Source organism: Pseudomonas sp. Pseusp49 (genome assembly GCF_059491875.1).
This window is the reverse complement of sequence record NZ_CP168514.1, coordinates 5,738,163-5,752,984: the sequence shown is the minus strand read 5'-3', so window position 1 is coordinate 5,752,984 and position 14,822 is coordinate 5,738,163. Positions and strand designations below refer to the sequence as shown.

The window sequence follows — 14,822 nt, the reverse complement described above, 5'->3', positions numbered from 1 at the left end:
GCACAGTATTTTCAGGACGAACGCATATATGAAAATAACAAAGAGTCTGTTCCACGCCGGTGTTCTGGGTCTTTCGCTGCTGGCGACCAGCGTCATCGCAGCGGTTCCCCAGGCTGAGGCCGATAAACTGGGCAAGAGCCTGACCCCGATGGGCGCCGAAATGGCGGGTAACGCCGACGGTTCGATCCCGGCCTGGAAACCGATGGCGAAGAACGCCGGTACGGTCGACAGCAAAGGTTTCCTGTCCAATCCGTTCGCCAGCGAAAAACCGCTGTTCACCATCACGGCGCAGAACGTCGACCAGTACAAGGACAAGCTCGCACCGGGCCAGTACGCGATGTTCAAGCGCTACCCGGAAACCTTCAAGATGCCGGTCTATCCATCCCATCGCGGTGCTACCGTGCCGGATGATGTATTCGCCGCCATCAAGCGCAACGCCACCAACACCAACCTGGTGTCCGGCGGCAACGGCCTGGAAAACTTTGAAACCGCCATTCCGTTCCCGATTCCGAAAAGCGGCGTTGAAGTCATCTGGAACCACATCACCCGTTATCGCGGTGGTAGCGTGACCCGCCTGGTAACCCAGGCTACGCCACAGCCGAACGGCTCGTTCAGTCTGGTGTACTTCCAGGACCAGTTCGTGTTCCGCGACAAGATGAAGGATTACGATCCGAAAAACCCGGGCAACATCCTGTTCTACTTCAAGCAGAAAGTGACCGCGCCGGCGCGTCTGGCCGGTGGTGTGCTGCTGGTTCACGAAACCCTCGACCAGGTCAAGGAACCGCGCTCGGCGTGGGTCTACAACGCCGGCCAGCGTCGCGTGCGCCGTGCACCGCAAGTGTCCTATGACGGCCCGGGTACCGCGGCTGACGGCCTGCGTACTTCCGACAACCTGGACATGTACAACGGTGCGCCGGATCGTTACGACTGGAAGCTCGAAGGCAAGAAAGAGATGTACATCGCCTCCGACAGCTACAAACTCGACGACCCGAGCCTCAAGTACACCGACATCATCAAGGCCGGTCACATCAATCAGGATCTGGCGCGTTACGAGCTGCGCCGAGTGTGGCATGTGGTTGCCACCTTGAAGGAAGGCCAGCGTCACATCTACGCCAAGCGTGACTTCTACATCGACGAAGATACCTGGCAGGCAGCCGTCATCGACCATTACGACGGTCGCGGCCAACTGTGGCGAGTAGGTGAGGCACATGCCGAGAACTACTACGACAAGCAAGTGCCGTGGTATGCCCTCGAAGCCCTGTATGACCTGCAGTCGGGTCGTTACCTGGCGCTGGGCATGAAGAACGAAGAGAAGTCGGCTTATGACTTCGGTTTCCAGGCCACCACCAGCGACTTCACCCCGGCCGCCTTGCGTCAGGATGGTGTTCGCTAAGGTGAACTGAGTAGAGACCGCGCCCTCTGAAACGCCCCGACTGGTTCGGGGCGTTTTTTTTGCTTGTAGACTTTTTGTAGCCATTTGTAGCAATTACCTTCATTCCCTATCCGTTTACGGCTAGTCTGCGGACATCTGCAACGCCGCCACCCGCAATTCAAACAAGAGCCGGCTATGACTGATTTGTCCACACCCCAAGGTTCTGCACCGGTTGCTGTCGCGACACTCGACGGGCGGTTTTTCCGTCCGCCGTTGCCCGACGGCCATGTGCTGCGCCCACGTTTGTGCGAGCGTCTGAGTGCCGGGCTCGCAGGCAGGTTACTGCTGGTCAGTGCCCCGGCAGGGTTTGGCAAGAGTTCGCTGGCGGTGGAGTTTTGTCAGGGGTTGCCGGCGCACTGGCAAAGTCTCTGGCTGGGGTTGAGCCCGCGAGACAGTGACCCGGGGCGCTTTCTCGAGCGGCTGCTGGAAGGCCTTCAGGACTATTTCCCGCACTTGGGCAGGCAATCCCTCGGGCTGTTGAAGATGCGTCAGCGCCATCAACCGTTCGCATTCGAAGAATGGCTCGACGGCTTGCTCGACGAACTGGCCGTACACCTGTCCACGGCTAAGCCCTTGCTGCTGGTGCTGGATGATTACCACCTGGCTCAGGGTCCGGTGCTGGACCGTTGCCTGCAGTTTTTCCTCAATCATCTTCCCGATGGTTTGCTGGTGATGGTTACCAGTCGCCAACGTCCCGACTGGCACCTGGCGCGGCTACGGCTGTCGCGGCAATTGCTGGAATTACATGAACAGGATCTGCGCCTGACTCACGACGAGGCCTTGAGCCTGCTCGACCGGCACAGCAGCTCCTTGCGCGGCGCGGCACTGGAAAACCTGATCCAGCGCAGCGAAGGCTGGGTTGCGGGGTTGCGCTTCTGGCTGCTGGCGGCTTCGGAGGCGGGCACCGATGGCACGCTGCCGCAATCGTTGCATGGCGGGGAGGGGTTGATCCGCGATTATCTGCTCGAAGAAGTCATCGATTGCCTGCCCGCCGAGGTCCAGTCGTTCCTCTATGACACGGCGCCCCAGGAGCGTTTCTGCAGCGAGCTGTGCGATGCCGTTCGCGACGCCCATGACAGTGGAGAGATCCTGCGCTTCCTGCTGGCCCATCAAGTGTTCCTGGTACCGCTGGACGAACATGGTCATTGGTATCGTTATCACCATCTGTTTTCCGATCTGTTGCGCACGCGGCCGACGTCCCAGTCGATGGTGCCGGCCGCGAGCCTGCACCTGCGTGCCTGCCGCTGGTTCAATGCCCAGGGACTGCTCGATGAGGCGGTGGAGCAAGCCTTGCGTGCCGGTCACTTGGACGTCGCGGCGAACCTGGTTCAGAACCTCTCCGAAGAGCAACTGCTGGCCGAGCAGAATGTCGGCATGTTGCTGCGCTGGAAAATGGACTTGCCTGACAGCTTGTTGATCAGCACGCCGCGACTGATTGTGCTGTATAGCTGGGCACTGGGCATGGCGTGCCAGCTGGATGCTGCCGAAGAGCTGGCCAGCCATTTGAGCCGCTTCCTGCCCGCGCCGTCGGCCACCGCCCAGAAGTCCATGCTGGCTCAATGGCTGGCGTTGAGTGGCATCATTGCCCGTGGGCGCGGCAACCGCGAACTGACGCTGCAGTACTGCCGCGAGGCATTGGAAAGTCTTCCGGCCAAGCGTTACGGCCAGCGCCTGATGTGCCTCTCGACCCTGTCCAACCTGGCCATTGCCGACGGTGATTTGTGGCGGGCACGGGGACTGAACCGCGAATCGCTGGAACTGGCGCAGCGTGTCGGCAACCCGCTGTTCGAAGCGCTCGCGCACTACGACCGTGCACGGGTGCTGCAAGCGCGCGGGGAAATCTGTCGGGCACTGGAAGAAGTCCGTCAGGGCCTGCAACGCCTGCAGAGCTTGTCTGCGCAACGGCTGTATGCGGTTCGCGCCCGGCTGACCCTGTACGAAGGGTTTTTGCTGGCCCTGCGCATGCAGCCGCAATTGGCGCGGGTGCGCTTGCAGGCCGGTCTGAGCGAGGCGCGCGCCTGCCGTGACATCAGCGTGCTGATCGGCCACTGCGTGATTGCCAGGCTGGAAGGCAGCAGCGGCGAGTTCGCCAAGGCCTTTGCCGAACTGGCCGAAGCCGAACGGCTCATGCACATCTGGGACGTGCCACCGATCTACTACCTGGCCATGATCACCCTGGTCAAATGTGAACTCTGGCTGGCCCAGGGGCGCACCGATCTGGCCGAAGCCTGGCTGGCGCGCCTGGGGCAGACCTATAACGGCGAAAATGCGGCGGCACCGCCGGAGTTCCATCCGCAACTGCCGCTGCATATCGAGTTGCAACAAGCCTTGCTGGACGTCATCCAGGGCCAGCCGATGCTGGCCGAAGGGCGATTGAATGCGCTGCTCGAACATGGCCAGCAAAGTGGTCGGCAGATGCTCAGTGCCATGGCGCTGACCCAGAAAGTGGCGTTGTTGCTGGGCACCGGACGGGAGCCGGAAGCACGCAAGGCACTGGTCCAGGCCTTGGACGCTGCTGGCGGAGGCGTGTTGCAACCCTTCGAGGGCTTGCTGGCCGAGCACCCGGACTGGCTGCGTGGGCAGCTTCAACAGTGTTCGCCAACCCCTGTTTCCCTGAGTCTCAGTGAAAAGCTGCCGGCGCTGACAGCCCGCCCCGGAGCGGAATCCGGCGCGGCTGCGGAGCAACTCAGCACGCGGGAACTGGCGGTTCTGCGATTGATTGCCCAGGGCTGTTCGAATCAGGAAATCAGCGATCAGCTGTTTATTTCCTTACACACGGTCAAGACCCACGCCAGCCACATCAACAGCAAGCTCGGGGTCGAGCGGCGTACGCAGGCCGTGGCGCGGGCGAAGGAGCTTGGGGTGCTGGGTTAAGGATTTTTCACGTTACACATCGCGGCGATTGGCTGGATACTCAATTGTGCGAAAATCGCTCGTCCCCGTTTATCGAGCAGGCCCCCGATGTCCCAGCATCCCACCCTCATCCGCGAAACCTTCCCCGTCGGCCCTTTGCAGTGCAACTGCACGATCATCGGCGATCCGGTGACGAAAAAGGCCATCGTCGTCGATCCAGGTGGCAATCATGAGCTGATCCTGGCGCGTCTCGATGCCCTGGGGCTGAAAGTGGTCAGCATCATTCACACCCACGCGCACCTCGATCATTTCCTGGCGTCTGGTCAACTCAAGGAGAAAACCGGCGCAACCTTGCACCTGCACAAGGAAGACCAGTTTCTGTGGGACAACCTTGAAATGCAGTGCCAGATGTTCGGTGTGCCCTACACCCCGGTGCCGTCCCCGGACCGCTGGCTGGCCGATGATGAAGAGCTGGCCTGCGGCTGTGGCGTGGCGCTTCACACGCCTGGGCACACACCGGGATCGATGAGTTTCTGGTTTGCCGATGCCAGGCTGCTGATTGCCGGTGACACGTTGTTCAAGCGTGGGGTAGGGCGCACGGATTTGTGGGGTGGCGACCAGGCCACCATCGTGCGTTCGATCAAGCAGCGTTTGTACACCCTCGACGAAGAGGCGACGGTGGTCGCCGGGCATGGTCCGGACACCCGTCTGGGCGATGAAATGCGCGAAAACCCCTTTGTACGGGCCTGATTTGTAACGAGTGGAATTTTTGTTCCCGGAAGTGATCCAACACCCGCAATGGCTATGCCTTGGTCCGTTGCACCACAGAATGCAAAAAAGTAGGAGCTATACATGTTCACCACGCGTCGTTTGATTATTGTCGCTACGGCTGTGGCCGTTTTGTCCGGTTGTGCCTCGCCCAATCCTTACGGCGGTCAAGGCCAGGCTCAGGGGCAGGCGGACAGCGGCTCCGAAGGCATGAGCAAGACCGCGAAGTATGGTGGTCTCGGCGCTCTGGCCGGTGCGCTGGCGGGTGCTGCGATCAACCACGATAACCGTGGCAAGGGCGCGCTGATCGGTGCGGCAGTGGTCGGTGCTTCGGCCGCCGGTTACGGCTACTACGCCGACCAGCAAGAGAAAAAGCTGCGTGCCAGCATGGCCAATACCGGTGTTGAAGTGCAGCGCCAGGGCGACCAGATCAAGCTGATCATGCCGGGCAACATCACGTTCGCTACCGATTCGGCAAACATTGCCCCAAGTTTCTATCAGCCGCTGAACAACCTGGCGGGCTCGCTGAAAGAGTTCAACCAGAACCAGATCGAAATCGTCGGCTATACCGACAGTACCGGCAGCCGCCAACACAACATGGACCTGTCCCAGCGTCGTGCACAAAGCGTGGCCACCTACCTGACCTCGCAAGGGGTTAGCGGTACCAACCTGAGTGCCCGTGGCGCGGGTCCGGATAGCCCGGTTGCCAGCAACGGCGATGCCAACGGCCGGGCGCAGAACCGCCGTGTAGAGGTCAACCTCAAGGCGATTCCGGGCCAGCAGTATGGTGGTCAGCAGCAAGGTCAGGTTCAGCAGTACCCTTGATCGTCTGATTGAACCCCAGGTGTAAAAAAACCGCCCGATCCTCATTAGATCGGGCGGTTTTTTTGTGCTGTAGGAGCTGCCGCAGGCTGCGATCTTTTGATCTTGCTTCTGAAAATCAAAAGATCGCAGCCTGCGGCAGCTCCTACAGGAGACCATTCACATCAATGACGAACCCGGAAACGAAAAAGCCCCCGGACAATCAATCGTCCGGGGGCTTTTTCACACCTGCAGCCTGATTATTTCTTCAGGCCGTAATGCTCATCGAGCATGCCGGGCGCGTTCGGGGCTTTTGGCGCGTAGTCGCGAGGCGGCTCCTGATCGCGCGGTGGCGTCAGGCGTTCACGGGGGGCCTGCGCCGCATCGGCGTGCAGGGAGGCCAGCAGGCGTTGGCGAGTCTGTTCATCCAGGGCCAGACGGTTGGCGCCTTCGGCGAGATGGTCCTGCACTTCCTGATAGCTCGCAGTCAGTTTCTTGACCAATGTTGCAGTGCTGTTGAAGTGGGTCACCACTTCGTTCTGATAACTGTCGAAACGTTCCTGAATATCGTCCAGCTGACGTTGCGTGCTGCTAGGCGCGGCATTCGGCGCAAGGCGAGCGATCAGGAACCCAATGGCGACACCCACAACCAGGGCAAGAGTCGGTAGCAACCAAACTAAGAGCGAGTGTTCCACGAGTCCTTCCTCTATAAACGGCTTTGCTTTACGTTAACGGCTCGAACCTGCGCTGTATACCGCGATTCACTCGCAATAGACAGCCACAGACAATTTGCTAGACGAGTCGACCCGATTCGAGGTCACGGAGTTCCTTCCTTGCTTATGCGCGAAACCCCTGTAGTGATTGATGGCCCGGTAGGTCAACTGGAAGCCCTTTACCTGGACAACGAGCAGCCTCGCGGCCTGGCGCTGATCTGCCATCCGAACCCGGTACAGGGCGGCACCATGCTCAACAAAGTGGTTTCGACCCTGCAGCGCACCGCGCGCGACGCCGGACTGGTGACCCTGCGCTTCAACTATCGTGGCGTCGGTGCCAGCGAGGGTTCCCACGACATGGGCACTGGTGAAGTTGATGATGCCCAGGCTGTCGCCGAATGGTTTCGCAGCAAACACCCGGAGTTGCCGCTGACCCTGTTCGGTTTCTCCTTCGGCGGTTTTGTTGCAGCAAGTCTCGGCGGACGCCTTGAGGCCGAGGGCGAGCAGCTCAAGCACCTGTTCATGGTCGCGCCGGCGGTCATGCGCCTGGGGGACCAGGATCAGCTGCCGCAGCACGGCGAGCTGACCTTGATCCAGCCAGAAACCGACGAAGTGATCGATCCACAACTCGTTTACCAATGGTCCGACAAGCTCGAACGTCCCCATGAGCTGCTGAAAGTGGCAGAATGCGGACACTTTTTTCATGGCAAGCTGACCGATCTCAAGGATCTGATCCTGCCGCGTCTCTCGAATTGATTGCAGTCTGACAAGCGATTACCCATGACGACCCGTACCCGTATCCTCACCGGCATCACCACCACCGGCACGCCGCACCTGGGCAACTACGCTGGCGCCATCCGCCCGGCGATCGTCGCCAGCCGTGACAGCAATGCCGATTCGTTCTACTTCCTGGCCGACTACCATGCCCTGATCAAGTGCGATGACCCGCTGCGCATCCAGCGCTCGCGTCTGGAAATCGCCGCGACCTGGCTGGCCGGTGGCCTGGATGTCGACCGCGTGACCTTCTATCGCCAGTCCGACATCCCGGAAATCCCCGAGCTGACCTGGCTGCTGACCTGCGTCGCCGCCAAGGGCCTGCTCAATCGCGCCCACGCCTACAAGGCTTCCGTGGACAAGAACGTCGAGACCGGCGAAGACCCGGACGCCGGCATCACCATGGGCCTGTACAGCTACCCGGTGCTGATGGCGGCGGACATCCTGATGTTCAACGCGCACAAGGTGCCGGTCGGTCGCGACCAGATCCAGCACGTGGAAATGGCGCGGGACATCGGCCAGCGCTTCAACCACCTGTTTGGCCAGGGCAAAGAGTTCTTCACCATGCCCGAGGCGTTGATCGAAGAGAGCGTCGCCACGTTGCCGGGCCTGGATGGCCGCAAGATGTCGAAGAGCTACGACAACACCATTCCGCTGTTCTCAAGCGCCAAGGAAATGAAGGACGCGATTTCGCGGATCGTCACCGACTCCCGCGCGCCGGGTGAAGCCAAGGATCCTGATAACTCGCACCTGTTCACCCTGTTCCAGGCATTCGCTACCCCGACGCAGGCCGACGAGTTCCGCAGCGAACTGTTGCAGGGCCTGGGTTGGGGCGAGGCGAAGAATCGTCTGTTCCAACTGCTGGACAGTGAATTGGGCGAATCCCGCGAGCGCTACAACCAACTGATCGAGCGTCCGGCGGATCTGGAAGACATCCTGCAACATGGTGCGAAAAAGGCCCGTGCGGTCGCGACCCCCTTCCTCAATGAACTGCGTGAAGCGGTGGGCCTGCGTTCCTTCGTTGCCCAGACCCAAGTCGCGGCGACCACCAAGAAGAAGGCTGCGAAAGCCGCACGTTTTGTCAGCTTCCGCGAAGATGACGGCAGCTTCCGTTTCCGTCTGCTGGCCGCCGATGGCGAGCAACTGCTGCTGTCGCGCAACTTCGCCGACGGCAAGACCGCCGGTCAGGTGACCAAGCAACTGCAATCAGGTCAGCCACTGGACGTGCGCAGTGAAGAGCTGAACTTCAGCGTCTGGCTTGAAGGCGAGTGCGTTGCCGACAGCCCGGCCTTTGCCGACAGTGCTGCGCGTGACGCTGCTATCGAAGCATTGCGCATCGCCCTGACGCCTGTTCAGGACTAAACAACGGTCCGGCCCGACCAAGGGCCGATTGCCATTCCTCCGGGCCGTCGCTACAGTGTCGGCCCGTTTTTGTTGCCTTGCTAACGAATTATGACGCCCCTAGAACGATATCAAGCTGATCTGAAACGCCCGGAATTCTTCCATGACGCCGCGCAGGAAACTGCCGTGCGTCATTTGCAGCGCCTGTATGACGATCTGGTCGCGGCCGAGCAAAACAAGCCGGGCCTGCTGGGCAAGTTGTTTGGCAAGAAGGATCAGACCCCGGTCAAGGGCCTGTATTTCTGGGGCGGCGTAGGTCGCGGCAAGACTTACCTGGTGGACACCTTCTTCGAAGCGCTGCCTTTCAAGGAAAAGTCCCGTACGCACTTCCACCGCTTCATGAAGCGCGTGCACGAAGAGATGAAAACCCTGGGCGGCGAGAAAAACCCGCTGACCATCATCGCCAAGCGCTTCGCCACCGAAGCCCGGGTCATCTGCTTCGATGAATTCTTCGTTTCCGACATCACCGACGCCATGATCCTCGGCACCCTGATGGAAGAACTGTTCAAGAACGGCGTGACCCTGGTCGCGACGTCGAACATCGTGCCGGACGGCCTGTACAAGGACGGCCTGCAACGCGCGCGCTTCCTGCCGGCCATTGCGCTGATCAAGCAGAATACCGAGATCGTCAACGTCGACAGCGGCGTCGACTATCGTCTGCGTCACCTCGAACAAGCCGAGCTGTTCCACTATCCGCTCGACGAAGCCGCCAACGAAAGCCTGCGCAAGAGCTTCCGTGCGCTGACACCGGAATGCACGGCAGCGGTCGAAAATGACGTGCTGATGATCGAAAATCGTGAGATTCGTGCTCTGCGCACCTGTGATGACGTGGCCTGGTTCAACTTCCGTGAACTGTGCGACGGCCCGCGCAGCCAGAACGACTACATCGAACTGGGCAAGATCTTCCACGCCGTGTTGCTCAGCGATGTCGAGCAGATGAGCGTCACCACCGACGACATCGCCCGGCGCTTCATCAACATGGTCGACGAGTTCTACGACCGTAACGTGAAGCTGATCATTTCTGCCGAAGTCGAACTCAAGGATCTGTACACCGGCGGGCGCTTGAACTTCGAGTTCCAGCGTACCCTGAGTCGTCTGCTGGAAATGCAATCCCACGAATTCCTGTCCCGGGCACACAAGCCGTAAGAGGATTCGTAAAATAAAAGGGCCTGCATTTGCAGGCCCTTTTTTATGCGCTGAAGATCCACCCTGTAGGAGCTGCCGCAGGCTGCGATCTTTTGATTTTGATTTTTCAAGATCAAAAGATCGCAGCCTGCGGCAGCTCCTACAGTGTTTTGCGAATGCCTTGAGGCTCAGGCAGCTTGCTGGAACTGCTGCCGATACTGGTTCGGCGACAGCTCCGTGTGCTGGCGGAACAGCCGCGCAAAGAAGCTCGCATCGTCATAGCCCACCTCATAACTGATGGTCTTGATGCTCTTGCGGCTGCCGGACAACAAGCCCTTGGCGGTTTCGATGCGCAGGCGTTGCAGGTAATGCAGTGGCTTGTCGCCGGTGGCGGTCTGGAAGCGGCGCATGAAGTTGCGGATGCTCATGCCGTGTTCGCGGGCGACGTCTTCGAAGCGGAACTTGTCGGCGAAGTGCTCTTCGAGCCAGTGCTGGATCTGCAGGATGATCACGTCCTGGTGCAGCTTCTGGCCTCCAAAACCGATGCGTCCCGGCGAGTAGCTGCGCTGCACCTCATACAGAATGTCCCGCGCTACGGCCTGGGACACATTGGCGCCACAGAAGCGCTCGATCAGGTAAATGTACAGGTCGCACGCCGAGGTGGTGCCGCCGGCGCAGTACAGGTTATCGGCGTCGGTCAGGTGTTTGTCCTGATTGAGCTGGACCTGTGGGAAGCGTTCAGCGAAGGCATTGAAGAAGCGCCAGTAGGTGGTCGCTTCCTTGCCGTTGAGCAGCCCGGCTTCGGCCAGCCAGAATACACCGGTGGCCTCGCCGCACAGCACGGCGCCGCGCGCATGCTGTTGGCGCAACCAGGGCAGGACTTGCGGGTAGCGTTTGCAGAGGCTTTCAAAATCGTCCCAGAACGCGGGGAGAATGATGATGTCGGCGTTTTCCAGCCCGCCGTCCACCGGAATCATCACATCGCTGAAGGTGCTGACCGGTTTGCCATCGGGGCTGACCAGGCGGGTTTCGAACGCCGGTGTCAGGCCCTGGCCCAGCTGTTTGCCGTAGCGCAGGCTGGCGAGGTGGAAGAAATCCTTGGCTTGCATGAGGGTGGAAGCGAAAACCCGGTCGATGGCCAGGATGCTGACGCGCCGCAGGGGCGTGGAGGCTTGGTTAGACATAATTCAACTTTATTTTTATAGGGGGAAGTGGTCACCAGACGGCTGGATCGTCTTATTTTTTGTCGGATGTGTCCAGTGTCCTGTATCGGAAGCGAGGCATAGTCTCTGAAGGTCAACTCCTTCTAAAAACAAAGAAAAGGTGCCGCATGATCCCCAGAACCTTGTTCAGTTCCGAGCACGAGCTTTTCCGCGACAGCGTGCGGACGTTTCTCGAAAAGGAGGCGGTGCCCTTCCATGGGCAATGGGAAAAACAAGGCTATATCGACCGCAAGCTGTGGAACAAGGCAGGGGAGGCGGGGATGCTCTGCTCCCACCTGCCGGAAGAGTACGGCGGCCTGGGGGCGGACTTTCTCTACAGCGCGGTGGTGATCGAAGAAGTGGGGCGGCTTGGCCTGACCGGCATCGGTTTCTCCCTGCACTCGGACATCGTGGCGCCGTACATCCTGCATTACGGCAGTGAGGCGCTGAAGCAGAAGTACCTGCCGAAACTGGTGTCCGGCGAGATGGTGACCGCGATCGCCATGACCGAACCGGGCGCCGGTTCCGATCTGCAGGGCGTGAAAACCACGGCCGTGCTCGATGGCGACGAGTATGTGATCAACGGCTCCAAGACCTTCATCACCAACGGCTACCTGGCCGATCTGGTGATCGTCGTGGCCAAGACCGATCCGAAGGCCGGCGCGAAAGGCACCAGCCTGTTTCTGGTGGAAGCCGATACGCCGGGCTTCGACAAGGGCAAGCGCCTGGAGAAGGTCGGGATGAAAGCCCAGGACACCTCGGAGCTGTTCTTCCAGGACGTGCGTGTGCCCAAGGAAAACCTGCTGGGCCAGGCCGGGATGGGCTTTGCCTACCTGATGCAGGAGTTGCCTCAGGAGCGCCTCACGGTGGCCATTGGCGGGCTGGCTTCGGCCGAAGCGGCGCTGCAATGGACGCTGGACTACACCCGCGAGCGCAAGGCGTTCGGCAAGTCGATCGCAGACTTCCAGAATACCCGGTTCAAACTGGCGGAGATGGCCACGGAAATCCAGATCGGCCGTGTCTTCGTCGACCGCTGTCTGGAACTGCACCTGCAAGGCAAGCTCGACGTGCCGACGGCGGCGATGGCCAAGTACTGGGGCACCGACCTGCAGTGCAAGGTGCTGGATGAGTGTGTGCAGTTGCACGGTGGCTACGGGTTCATGTGGGAATACCCGATCGCGCGGGCATGGGCGGATGCGCGCGTGCAGCGGATCTATGCCGGGACGAACGAGATCATGAAGGAGATCATTGCGCGGTCGCTTTGATTAATTTTTGATGGCTGAAAAGATCGCAGCCTGCGGCAGCTCCTACATGGGATTGGCGTAAACCCTGTAGGAGCTGCCGCAGGCTGCGATCTTTTTAAATTATGGCGCAGGATTCGGATGATCCTTGTGAATCGCCTCGATCCCTTCCAGCACTTCCTCCGACAGCTTCAAGTCAAAACTGGCGATGTTGCTCTCCAGTTGCTCCATGGTGGTCGCGCCAATGATGTTGCTGGTCACGAACGGCTGCTGCGTCACGAACGCCAGGGCCATTTGCGCCGGGTCCAGGCCGTGTTCGCGAGCCAGGGCCACGTACCGGCTGCAGGCTGCTTCCGACTGTGGGTTGAAATAGCGGCTGAAGCGGCTGTAGAGGCTCAGGCGAGCTTTTGGCGGACGGGCGCCACCTTCGTACTTGCCTGACAGGAAACCGAACGCCAGCGGCGAATAGGCGAGCAGGCCGCACTGCTCGCGGATGGCGATTTCCGCCAGGCCGACTTCGAAGCTGCGATTGAGCAGGTTGTACGGGTTCTGGATCGATACGGCGCGCGGCCAGCCCCGGGCTTCGGCCAGGGCCAGGAAGCGCATGGTGCCCCACGGCGTCTCGTTGGACAGGCCGATGTGGCGGATCTTGCCGGCGCGGACCTGTTCGTCCAGCGCTTCAAGGGTGTCCTCCAGCGGGGTCAGGTTGGCTTCGGTCTGGTGCTTGTAGCCCAGTTGCCCGAAGAAGTTGGTGCTGCGCTCCGGCCAGTGCAGCTGGTACAGGTCGATGTAGTCGGTTTGCAGGCGCTTGAGGCTGGCGTCCACGGCTTCGGTGATGTGCTGCCGATTGTGCCGAAGGTTCTTGTCGCGGATGTAATCGATGGTATTGCCGGGGCCGGCGATCTTGCTGGCCAGGATCCAGTCGGTGCGATCGCCGCGGCTCTTGAAGTAATTGCCGATGTAGCGTTCGGTGGTGGCGTAGGTTTCGGCCTTGGGCGGCACCGGGTACATCTCGGCGGTGTCGATGAAGTTGATCCCGGCGCTCTTGGCTCGTTCAATCTGGGCGAAGGCGTCTGCCTCGCTGTTTTGCTCGCCCCAGGTCATGGTTCCGAGGCAGAGGGCACTCACGTTCAGATTGGTTCGGCCTAGCTGGCGATAGTCCATCGGGGTGCTCCTTGGGCAAAACAATCATAAAAGCAGGTTGAATTATTTTTCGCAATCTGCATAATTGCGCACCTCTTTCTGCAGTGGAAGTGATGCGCCGCCGCCGAAGAATCTTGCCGTTGAACGGACGCGCCGACCCGAGCCCCCGAAAGCGTCTGTATCCGGCTGCCTTTGACTTGTCAAAGTACGCACTATTCAGTAAGATCCGCCGTCTAATTTACAGGGCGGCCCCTGAGGCTATAAAGAATGAAAACTTTTACTGCTAAACCGGAAACAGTAAAGCGCGACTGGTTTGTCGTCGACGCTGCTGGTCAGACCCTGGGTCGTCTGGCCACCGAAATCGCGAGCCGTCTGCGTGGCAAGCACAAGCCTGAGTACACTCCTCACGTTGACACCGGCGACTACATCGTCGTAATCAACGCTGAGCAGATCCGTGTTACCGGTGCTAAAACCACTGACAAAATGTACTACTCCCACTCCGGTTTCCCGGGCGGCATCAAGTCGATCAACTTTGAAAAGCTGATCGCCAAGGCCCCTGAGCGCGTGATCGAGACCGCGGTCAAAGGCATGCTGCCTAAGAACCCGCTGGGTCGCGACATGTACCGTAAGCTGAAAGTCTATGCGGGCGCTGCACACCCTCATACTGCTCAGCAGCCCCAAGAACTGAAGATTTAACGGAATAGTTCATTATGTCGGCGACTCAAAATTACGGCACTGGCCGTCGCAAGACCGCAACCGCACGCGTTTTCCTGCGTCCGGGTACTGGTAACATCTCCATCAACAACCGTTCGCTGGATAATTTCTTCGGCCGCGAAACTGCCCGCATGGTAGTTCGTCAGCCGCTGGAATTGACTGAGACTGTCGAGAAGTTCGACATCTACGTCACCGTGATCGGCGGTGGTGTGAGTGGTCAAGCTGGCGCAATCCGCCACGGCATCACCCGCGCTCTGATGGACTACGACGAGACTCTGCGCAGCGCCCTGCGTAAAGCCGGCTTCGTAACCCGCGATGCTCGTGAAGTTGAACGTAAGAAAGTCGGTCTGCGTAAAGCGCGTAAGCGTCCGCAGTACTCGAAGCGTTAATTCGCTTTCACGTTCAAAAAAGAACGCCCAGTTTCCTCACGGAGCTGGGCGTTTTTTTATGCCTGCGATTTATCAAAGAATTGCGCTGTGACAACTTGCCACATCCGTAGACGCCCTATACTACAAGGCTTGAGGGTGGTGGGCTCCGGTAATTACCTTGTCAGAATTGGGGCTTTTCATTACCATTCGGCAAAATTTTTATAAGTACATAGTTTTACTTAGTAGATGCCTGATTTAACAGGCCACAAAGCTGATGGGAGAGGACT

The 14,822-nt window shown here is 59.7% G+C and carries 13 protein-coding genes; 10 read left to right on the top strand and 3 right to left on the bottom strand.

Annotation, left to right across the window (positions count from 1 at the left end; all coding sequences use genetic code 11):
- Positions 1-28: 28 nt before the first annotated feature.
- The 4 genes from ACEN83_RS25535 (at position 29) to ACEN83_RS25520 (ending at position 5,878) form a co-directional block, all read left to right on the top strand.
- Complete coding sequence (locus ACEN83_RS25535; protein WP_116581196.1) at positions 29-1,393, top strand: DUF1329 domain-containing protein; 1,365 nt, start codon at positions 29-31, stop codon at positions 1,391-1,393.
- A gap of 174 nt (positions 1,394-1,567) precedes the next feature.
- Positions 1,568-4,306, top strand: coding sequence for a winged helix-turn-helix domain-containing protein (locus ACEN83_RS25530; protein ID WP_495578754.1), 2,739 nt, complete (start codon positions 1,568-1,570; stop codon positions 4,304-4,306).
- An 87-nt stretch (positions 4,307-4,393) separates the two neighbouring features.
- On the top strand, positions 4,394-5,035 hold the full coding sequence (locus ACEN83_RS25525) for an MBL fold metallo-hydrolase (RefSeq protein WP_116581194.1): 642 nt from the start codon (positions 4,394-4,396) through the stop codon (positions 5,033-5,035).
- Positions 5,036-5,137: 102 nt separating this feature from the next.
- Positions 5,138-5,878: a YiaD family glycine zipper/OmpA-like lipoprotein gene (locus ACEN83_RS25520; RefSeq protein WP_116581193.1), complete on the top strand. Its 741-nt coding sequence runs from the start codon at positions 5,138-5,140 to the stop codon at positions 5,876-5,878.
- Between the two features lie 236 nt (positions 5,879-6,114).
- On the opposite strand, the gene ACEN83_RS25515 is transcribed toward ACEN83_RS25520, so the two are convergent.
- Positions 6,115-6,549 carry a Z-ring associated ZapG family protein gene (locus ACEN83_RS25515; protein ID WP_102701919.1) on the bottom strand — a complete coding sequence of 145 codons (435 nt, stop codon included), beginning with the start codon at positions 6,547-6,549 and terminating at the stop codon, positions 6,115-6,117.
- 144 nt (positions 6,550-6,693) lie between these two features.
- Here ACEN83_RS25515 and ACEN83_RS25510 point away from each other — a divergent pair, with 144 nt between their 5' ends.
- The 3 genes from ACEN83_RS25510 (at position 6,694) to zapE (ending at position 9,888) form a co-directional block, all read left to right on the top strand.
- Positions 6,694-7,323, top strand: coding sequence for an alpha/beta hydrolase (locus ACEN83_RS25510; RefSeq protein WP_495578753.1), 630 nt, complete (start codon positions 6,694-6,696; stop codon positions 7,321-7,323).
- A 24-nt stretch (positions 7,324-7,347) separates the two neighbouring features.
- Positions 7,348-8,703 (top strand): tryptophan--tRNA ligase, encoded by a 1,356-nt coding sequence (locus tag ACEN83_RS25505; protein WP_495578752.1) that lies wholly within the window; start codon positions 7,348-7,350, stop codon positions 8,701-8,703.
- 90 nt (positions 8,704-8,793) lie between these two features.
- Complete coding sequence (gene zapE / locus ACEN83_RS25500) at positions 8,794-9,888, top strand: cell division protein ZapE (RefSeq protein ID WP_007998226.1); 1,095 nt, start codon at positions 8,794-8,796, stop codon at positions 9,886-9,888.
- A 167-nt stretch (positions 9,889-10,055) separates the two neighbouring features.
- Here the strand turns inward: zapE and ACEN83_RS25495 are convergent, their stop codons facing one another.
- Entirely contained in the window at positions 10,056-10,976 is a 921-nt protein-coding gene (locus tag ACEN83_RS25495; RefSeq protein ID WP_177323525.1) for a GlxA family transcriptional regulator, read from the bottom strand.
- A 221-nt stretch (positions 10,977-11,197) separates the two neighbouring features.
- On the opposite strand from ACEN83_RS25495, the gene ACEN83_RS25490 reads away from it, so the two are divergent.
- Positions 11,198-12,334 (top strand): acyl-CoA dehydrogenase family protein, encoded by a 1,137-nt coding sequence (locus ACEN83_RS25490; protein ID WP_007972572.1) that lies wholly within the window; start codon positions 11,198-11,200, stop codon positions 12,332-12,334.
- A 99-nt stretch (positions 12,335-12,433) separates the two neighbouring features.
- On the opposite strand, the gene ACEN83_RS25485 is transcribed toward ACEN83_RS25490, so the two are convergent.
- Positions 12,434-13,474, bottom strand: coding sequence for an NADP(H)-dependent aldo-keto reductase (locus ACEN83_RS25485; protein WP_258682594.1), 1,041 nt, complete (start codon positions 13,472-13,474; stop codon positions 12,434-12,436).
- A 246-nt stretch (positions 13,475-13,720) separates the two neighbouring features.
- On the opposite strand from ACEN83_RS25485, the gene rplM reads away from it, so the two are divergent.
- Together rplM and rpsI are read left to right on the top strand one after the other, a co-directional pair.
- Positions 13,721-14,149, top strand: a complete 429-nt coding sequence (rplM, locus tag ACEN83_RS25480; protein ID WP_003228062.1) for a 50S ribosomal protein L13 — start codon at positions 13,721-13,723, stop codon at positions 14,147-14,149.
- Positions 14,150-14,163: 14 nt separating this feature from the next.
- Complete coding sequence (rpsI, locus tag ACEN83_RS25475; protein ID WP_003228056.1) at positions 14,164-14,556, top strand: 30S ribosomal protein S9; 393 nt, start codon at positions 14,164-14,166, stop codon at positions 14,554-14,556.
- Positions 14,557-14,822 lie beyond the last annotated feature (266 nt).

Bases quoted from the DNA above. Each gene is read 5' to 3' on its own strand.
- zapE (WP_007998226.1), top strand. From the start codon at position 8,794: ATGACGCCCCTAGAACGATATCAAGCTGATCTGAAACGCCCGGAATTC.
- ACEN83_RS25535 (WP_116581196.1), top strand. From the start codon at position 29: ATGAAAATAACAAAGAGTCTGTTCCACGCCGGTGTTCTGGGTCTTTCG.
- ACEN83_RS25520 (WP_116581193.1), top strand. From the start codon at position 5,138: ATGTTCACCACGCGTCGTTTGATTATTGTCGCTACGGCTGTGGCCGTT.
- ACEN83_RS25525 (WP_116581194.1), top strand. From the start codon at position 4,394: ATGTCCCAGCATCCCACCCTCATCCGCGAAACCTTCCCCGTCGGCCCT.
- rplM (WP_003228062.1), top strand. From the start codon at position 13,721: ATGAAAACTTTTACTGCTAAACCGGAAACAGTAAAGCGCGACTGGTTT.
- ACEN83_RS25505 (WP_495578752.1), top strand. From the start codon at position 7,348: ATGACGACCCGTACCCGTATCCTCACCGGCATCACCACCACCGGCACG.
- ACEN83_RS25495 (WP_177323525.1), bottom strand. From the start codon at position 10,976: ATGCAAGCCAAGGATTTCTTCCACCTCGCCAGCCTGCGCTACGGCAAA.
- rpsI (WP_003228056.1), top strand. From the start codon at position 14,164: ATGTCGGCGACTCAAAATTACGGCACTGGCCGTCGCAAGACCGCAACC.
- ACEN83_RS25485 (WP_258682594.1), bottom strand. From the start codon at position 13,474: ATGGACTATCGCCAGCTAGGCCGAACCAATCTGAACGTGAGTGCCCTC.
- ACEN83_RS25490 (WP_007972572.1), top strand. From the start codon at position 11,198: ATGATCCCCAGAACCTTGTTCAGTTCCGAGCACGAGCTTTTCCGCGAC.
- ACEN83_RS25530 (WP_495578754.1), top strand. From the start codon at position 1,568: ATGACTGATTTGTCCACACCCCAAGGTTCTGCACCGGTTGCTGTCGCG.
- ACEN83_RS25510 (WP_495578753.1), top strand. From the start codon at position 6,694: ATGCGCGAAACCCCTGTAGTGATTGATGGCCCGGTAGGTCAACTGGAA.